Origin of the sequence: Thiocapsa sp. UBA6158 (assembly GCF_002423035.1) — a bacterium.
Lineage (GTDB): Bacteria > Pseudomonadota > Gammaproteobacteria > Chromatiales > Chromatiaceae > Thiocapsa.
This window is the reverse complement of record NZ_DIUM01000034.1, coordinates 60,928-67,691: the sequence shown is the minus strand read 5'-3', so window position 1 is coordinate 67,691 and position 6,764 is coordinate 60,928. Positions and strand designations below refer to the sequence as shown.

The window sequence follows — 6,764 nt, the reverse complement described above, 5'->3', positions numbered from 1 at the left end:
CTGGGTAAACTGATAGGTGGCAAGCGTCATGTTTTCGGTCATTTACTAAACGCAATCGTACAGGAATAATGATGCGATTAAAGATACCCCGCGCACGTGCGTTCGGTATCCCGACCAACGCCGGTGCCCGCGGTGCAGGAGTGACCCTTGTCGACCAGGATAAACAGGATCGGAGCGGTATTCGTCGCAGCGCTGCTCGGCTCGGGATGCGGGCCGAGTACCGACGAGTCGGCCGTGCCTACCGCAGAGTCCGATCGCGAATCGGTGCCTTGGGTGTTGTCGGCCCGGGTGGAGCCCGCGCCGAACAGCGTCTGGACACTCACGGGCACGGTGCGCGCCCGCCATGAGATCCCGTTGTCCTTCCGCATCGGCGGCGAGATCCAGGCGCGTCTGGTCGACGCGGGAGTGCGGGTCGAGGCCGGTGACATCCTGTTTCGGCTCGATCCGCGCGACGTGACCCAGCAGCGTTTGGCGACCGAGGCGACGGTGGCGAGCGCCAGGGCGGAGCACGAGAACGCCGAGCGCGAGCGCGACCGTCTCGGTGATCTTCTCGTCAAGCGGCTCGCCAGCGAGCAGGACCATGATCGGGCCGTGACCGCCGCGCGCGCCGCCGAGCAACGGCTGGTCGCGGCCGAGGCGACCTTGGAGCAGGCACGCAACGCCATCCTCTATGCCGACCTGGTCGCGCCCGCGACAGGTGTGATCCTGGATGTGGACGGACAGGTCGGGCAGGTGGTGTCGCCCAGTCAGGCGGTCGCACGCCTGGCCGAGGACGGGCCGCGCGAGATCGAGGTCCAGGTGCCCGAGGCGCGGCGTGTCGATCTGCCGACCGAGGCGACGGCACGGCTTGCGAACGGCGCGGGACCGGCGAACGGACCGGCGTCCGCTCAGGTGACCCTGCGCGAGATCGCCGGCAGCGCGGACCCGCTCAGCCGGACCTGGCGTGCGCGCTATCGTCTGCCCGAGCTGCCGAGCGAGCCCGGTCTCGGTACGACCGTGACCCTGACCTTCGAGACGGCGCGCGGGGTGTCCGGACCGATCGCTCGGGTTCCGCTCGGTGCGATCTTGGAGCGCGGTGAAGGGCCGCTGATCTGGCGGATCGCGGGCGGGCGGGTCGAGCCCGAGCCGGTCGAGCTGATCGGTATCGTCGGCGAGCTGGCCGAGATTCGGACCGACCTGGCGCCGGGCACGCCGGTCGTCGCACTCGGGGCGCATCTCCTGCTGCCTGGTCAGGCCGTGCGGGTGCTCGAGCGATGAGCACCTCCGACGACAGGTCAGCGGGGACGCGGATGAATCTCTCCGCGCTCGCCGTGCGCGAGCGCTCGGTCACGCTCTTTCTCATCCTGGTGACCGCGCTCGCCGGTCTGCTTGCCTTCCTGCAGCTCGGCCGCGCGGAAGACCCGGCCTTTACCGTGCGGGTGATGGTGGTCTCGGCGCTCTGGCCGGGCGCGAGCGCGCAACAGATGCAGGATCTGGTCGCCGATCCGCTGGAGAAGCGCATCGGCGAGGTCGAGCTCTTCTACCGGCTGGAAACCACGGCGCGTCCCGGACGGGTCGACATGTTGGTCGAGTTTCAGGACTACGCGCCCTCCGAGCAGATCCCCGATCTCTTCTACCAGGTGCGCAAACGCATGTCGGATGCGGCCGGGAGTCTGCCGGCCGGGGTGTTCGGACCGTTCGTGAACGACGACTTCTCGGATGTCTATTTCGCGCTCTATGCACTCTCTGCGCCTGATCTGCCGAACCGCCTGCTGGTGCGCGAGGCCGAGCGGATCCGCGATCGGCTGGCCCGGGTCGAAGGGGTGCAGAAGGCGCGCATCCTGGGTGAGCGGCCGCAGCGCTTTTTCGTGGAGCTCGATCAGGCGCGTCTCGCCAATCTCGGGGTATCGCCCGCTGCGGTGCGCGAGGCCCTGGATGCCCAGAATCGGCTTTCCCCGGCGGGTCTGGTCGAGACCGACGGGCCGCGGCTCTATCTGCGTCCGGACGCCGAGCTGCGTGAGCTCGAGGATATCCGTCAGGTGCCGCTGCGTGTCGGCGAGCATCTTCTGACGCTGGGCGAGATCGCCGAGGTCAGCCGCGGTTACGAGGATCCACCCGAGTTTCTGATCCGTTCCGGCGGGGAGGATGTAGTCCTGCTCGGCGTGGTGATGCAGCGCGGCGAGAACGGCCTGGCGCTCGGGGAGCGCCTGGTCGAGGTCCAGAAAGGGCTTGAGGCCAGTCTGCCGCTGGGCGTCGGCTTCACGCATCTCACCAATCAGGCCGACGCCATCACGCATGCCGTCGACCTCTTTCAGATCAAGTTCCTGGTCGCGGTCGCGGTGGTGATGCTGGTCAGCTTCGTCGCCATCGGCTGGCGCGCCGGTCTGGTCGTCGGCATCGCCATCCCCTTGACCCTCGCGATCACCTTCCTGCTGATGTTGATCAAGGGCATCAACCTGGATCGGGTCAGCCTGGGTGCGCTCATCATCGCCCTGGGGCTTCTGGTCGACGACGCCATCATCGCCATCGAGATGATGCTGGTGAAGATGGAGGCGGGATGGAATCGGCTGCGTGCCGCGGCCCATGCCTGGACGGTGACCGCCGCGCCCATGTTGAGCGGCACACTGGTGACCGTGATCGGCTTCGTGCCCATCGGATTCGCGCGCTCGGGTGTCGGCGAGTATGCGGGCAACATCTTCTGGGTGCTGGCCTTTGCGCTGCTCGCCTCCTGGGTGGTGGCGGTGACCTTCACGCCCTATCTGGGCACCTTGCTGCTGAAGGCACCGAAGCGCACGGGCGAGCATTCCGCGGAGAGTGCCTACACGACGCCGCTCTACCGCAAGCTGCGCGGGCTGATCCGCGGCTGTGTTCGCTACAAGATCCGGGTGGTGGTCGCGACCTTCGGGCTGTTGGTCCTGTCGATCGTCGGGCTGGCCGGCAGCGTGCAGAAACAGTTCTTTCCGTCCTCGGATCGCCCCGAGGTCCTGATCGACATCCGGCTCCCCGAGGGCAGCGCGATCCGCGCGACCGCGGCTGTGGTCGAGCGGGTCGAGGCGATCCTGGCGGAGGCACCCGGCGTGCGTTCGAGCGCGGCCTATCTCGGGGCCGGGGCACCGCGATTCTTCCTCGCGCTGAATCCGGAGTTTCCGAATCCGGCCTTTGCCAAGCTGATCGTGGTGGCGGAAGGCGCGGCCGAACGCGACGCGCTCATTGATCAGCTCCAATCGCATGTGGAGGCCGGTGCGTTTCCCGAGGCGCGAGTGCGCGTGCACACGCTGCTCTACGGGCCCCCGGTGATCTGGCCCGTGACCTTTCGGGTGGTGGGGCCCGATCCGCTGGTGCTGCGCAGCATCGCCGAGGAGGTGCGCGCGGTGGTCGCGGCTAATCCGAATACGCTGGATCCGCATCTGGACTGGGGCGAGCGTGTCCCCGTAGTGCGGCTTGCGCTCGATCCGGAGCGTCTGCGTCTGATCGGGCTCACGCCGCGCGAGCTTGCCGGTCAACTGGAGTATCAACTCTCCGGGCTGCCGGCGACCGAGATCCGCGAGGACGTCCGCAATGTTCAGTTGATCCTTCGGGGGCTCGCCGAGCAGGGCGCAGCGAGCGCGGACGGTGCAGGAGGACCCGGAGCAATCGACCCGGCGCTCACGCCGACCAGCCTCGCCGGCATCAATCTCAAGACGCTCGACGGCCGGACCATTCCGCTCGAGCAGGCCGGTGAGCTGATGATCGCCTTCGAGGATCCTGTGCTCAAGCGTTACAACCGCGAGCCCTTCATTGCGGTGCAATCCGAGGTCCAGGGCGCGCAGCCACCGAACGTGACGCAGGCCATTTGGAGCGAGCTGCAGGGGCTGATCGCCGAGCTGCCGCCCGAGTATCGGATCGACATCGGCGGCGCGGTGGAGCAATCGGGCAAGGCCGACGCCTCGATCCAACGCGTCCAGCCGATCATGCTGGCCCTGATGCTGATCGTCATCATGTTCCAGATGCGCAGCTTCTCGGGGACCCTCATGGTGGTGGCCACGGCGCCGCTCGGGGTGATCGGGGCTACGCTCGCCTTGCTGATCGCCGATCGCCCGTTCGGCTTCGTCGCCCTGCTCGGGCTGATCGGTTTGGCCGGCATCCTGATGCGCAACACCCTGATCCTGGCCAAGCAGATCGAGGACAACCTGCATCAGGGACTGGAGCGTTCCGCTGCCGTGGTCGAGGCGACGGTGCAGCGTGCGCGTCCGGTGGTGCTGACTGCGGCGGCGGCCATCTTTGCCTTCATCCCGCTGACGACCGATACCTTCTGGGGGCCGCTCGCCTTCGTGCTGATCGGCGGTGTATTGGTCGGGACCCTGATTACACTGCTGTTTTTGCCGGCGCTCTATGCGCTGTGGTTTCGGGTACATGTGAGTTCGGCGGACCTGTCCCGGGCCCAGCGCGCCGTCCAGAACTCGGCCGGCTCGGGTTTGCCGTAGAGATAGCCTTGCAGGAGGTCGCAGCCGTGGGCCCGCAGGAAACGGCTCTGACCCTCCGTCTCGATGCCCTCGGCCACGACTCGCAGGCCGAGTTCGTGGGCGAGTGCGAGGGTCGCGGCACTGATCGCGGCGTCGTTCTCGTCGGTCTCGATGTCGCGCACGAACTCGCGATCGAGCTTCAGCGTCTGGATGGGCAGACGCTTGAGGTAGGCCAGCGAGGAATGGCCGGTCCCGAAATCGTCGATTGCCAACGCAACCCCGAGGTTGCGCAGGGCCTGCGGGGTCTCGACCGCGCGCGCCGGATCGCGCATCGCGACCGATTCGGTGACCTCGAGCTCCAGCTCGTCGTCGTGCAGCTCATAACGCCGCAGCACGGCGGCGACCTTCTGCAGGAGTGCGGGGTTGCGCAGTTGATGGGCCGAGAGGTTTACCGCGATGCGCCGCGGTCCGATGCCCGCGGCCTTCCATTCGGCTAGACGGCGACAGGCCTCGTTCAAGACCCAGTCCCCGATGGTGTGGATGAGTCCGGATTCCTCCGCGATGGGAATGAAATGATCGGCCGTGACCAAGCCGCGCCGCGGATGCCGCCAGCGCACCAGGGCTTCCATGGCGTAGGGGGCACCGCGCGGGTCGGCAGCGCCCTCGAATTGGGGCTGATAGTGCAAGGCGAGCTGACCCTCCTCGATGGCGAACCGCAGCTCGCGCTCGACCGTCAGGCGCTCGCCGGCCGCCACGTTGAGTGCCTCGGTGAAGTACTGGATGTTGTTTCGGCCTTGCTCCTGGGCGTGATACATCGCCGTGTCGGCATGCTTCGTCAGGGTGTCGGCGTCCAGGCCGTCATCGGGATAGACGCTGATTCCGATGCTGGGGCTGGTGTGCAGCCGGTCGCTCTCGATGTCGTAAGGCTCGCCGAGGGCGTGCAGGATCTTGTCAGCCACCACGGCCGCGTCCTGCGCACACTCGAGTGCGGTGAGCACGACGACGAACTCGTCCCCGCCTTGGCGGGCGACGATGTCGCTCTCGCGCACCTCGCGGCATAGGCGGTGTGCCACCTCGACCAACAGCAGATCCCCGATGTGGTGGCCGAGCGTGTCGTTGATGACCTTGAAACGGTCCAGATCGATGAAGAGCACCGCGAGCAGTCGACCCTCGCGGTGGGCGGCGTGCAGGGCCTGCGACATCAGGATCTGGCCTTGATTGCCGGCCAATGCCATCCGCATCGGCTCGGCCGTTCGGGCGAGCTGAACCAGGTTGGTAAAGGCTGCCCCCGGCATGCGCTCGAGTGGGACGGTGTAACGCACGGCCTGACTCTCCTGAACGGCCAGCACGGTTTCGCCGCTGGCGCCGAGTCCGGTGCGGTCGCTGACCACCGGCATCAGGGTGGCGAGGTTGACCTGGAGCGCCAGGGCACCGAGCGGACGTTGCGCATCGAGGATCGGTGCGACGACGAAGGCCGCCACCTCGCCCCCGGACGGCGCGTAGGGCTCGAAACGGGTCATGTCGATGTGCATGAAGACCATCGCTTGGCGAAAGCCCGCCGCCAATTCGGAGTCGCGAAAGGGGCCATGCAGGAGGTTGGTGCCCAGATCGGCCTCGCCGCGCAGCGAAAAGACGACATCGCCGTTCGCATCGATCAGCAGCAGGTCGTGGTAATCCGCGCGCTCGCCGAGGGTCGCCAGCTCCGTGCTTGCTGTCGTGCTCAGCGTCCGGGTCGCGACCAGTGCCGACAAGGCGTCGCGAACCAGTGCCTGGCTCGCGAAAGAGCGGGCATCGACCAAGCGCTCGTTTCGGGATCGTCCGTTCCGGCCGCGCGAACCGCTGCAGCCCACAGCCTAACCCCGTTGTAGCTGGAGACGATCGGATCGCTCACGACACGCTCGGCACCGAAGCGCCGCCGGAATGCATCGACGAAGCGACGGTTGGCGGGATCGGGTAGGCTCTGGAAGTAACCCCAAACTGCGTACAGGCCCTCGTACTGCAGGGGATAGAACATCAGGTGACGGTGCTTCTCCACGACCGGCGTGACGGCCTTTCGACACGCCGATGTCCAGCAGGCAAACAGGACGCTGACGCGCTCTTGGAGAATCAGGCGTTCGACCTCCGTGGCTGCGGTCATCCAATCCGAACGGCTGTCGGCGAGGATGAGATCCACGCGACGCCCGAGGAGTCCACCCTCGGCGTTGATCTCCTCCACGGCGAGCCGCGCGGCATCCACGAGTCCTCGCTCGCTTTCGGCCATGGGACCGGACAAGGCATGCACGACCCCGACATGGATCGGCTCTACCCCGGCCGGTCGCTGGCTGAGCATGATCAACGCCAAGA

General features: G+C 67.1%; 4 protein-coding genes. 2 read left to right on the top strand and 2 right to left on the bottom strand.

The features are described 5' to 3' along the window. The first annotated feature begins 234 nt into the window (after window positions 1–234). Both B4N44_RS05750 and B4N44_RS05745 read left to right on the top strand, forming a co-directional pair. The gene (locus tag B4N44_RS05750; RefSeq protein ID WP_296697840.1) at window positions 235–1,257 is read left to right on the top strand and encodes an efflux RND transporter periplasmic adaptor subunit; all 1,023 of its coding nucleotides are present in this window, start codon (window positions 235–237) and stop codon (window positions 1,255–1,257) included. Next, entirely contained in the window at window positions 1,254–4,442 is a 3,189-nt protein-coding gene (locus B4N44_RS05745) for an efflux RND transporter permease subunit (RefSeq protein ID WP_296697837.1), read from the top strand. The genes B4N44_RS05750 and B4N44_RS05745 overlap by 4 nt, the downstream gene beginning before the upstream one ends. Here the strand turns inward: B4N44_RS05745 and B4N44_RS05740 are convergent. Both B4N44_RS05740 and B4N44_RS05735 read right to left on the bottom strand, forming a co-directional pair. Beyond that, complete coding sequence (locus B4N44_RS05740) at window positions 4,349–6,220, bottom strand: putative bifunctional diguanylate cyclase/phosphodiesterase (protein WP_296697834.1); 1,872 nt, start codon at window positions 6,218–6,220, stop codon at window positions 4,349–4,351. The genes B4N44_RS05745 and B4N44_RS05740 overlap by 94 nt on opposite strands. Continuing rightward, window positions 6,142–6,750, bottom strand: a complete 609-nt coding sequence (locus B4N44_RS05735) for a transporter substrate-binding protein (protein ID WP_296697831.1) — start codon at window positions 6,748–6,750, stop codon at window positions 6,142–6,144. Before B4N44_RS05735 ends, B4N44_RS05740 begins: the two co-directional genes overlap by 79 nt. Between the last annotated feature and the right edge of the window lie 14 nt (window positions 6,751–6,764).

Excerpts from the sequence above, each read along its gene's own strand:
- B4N44_RS05735 (WP_296697831.1), bottom strand. The coding sequence starts at position 6,750 with ATGCTCAGCCAGCGACCGGCCGGGGTAGAGCCGATCCATGTCGGGGTC.
- B4N44_RS05745 (WP_296697837.1), top strand. The coding sequence starts at position 1,254 with ATGAGCACCTCCGACGACAGGTCAGCGGGGACGCGGATGAATCTCTCC.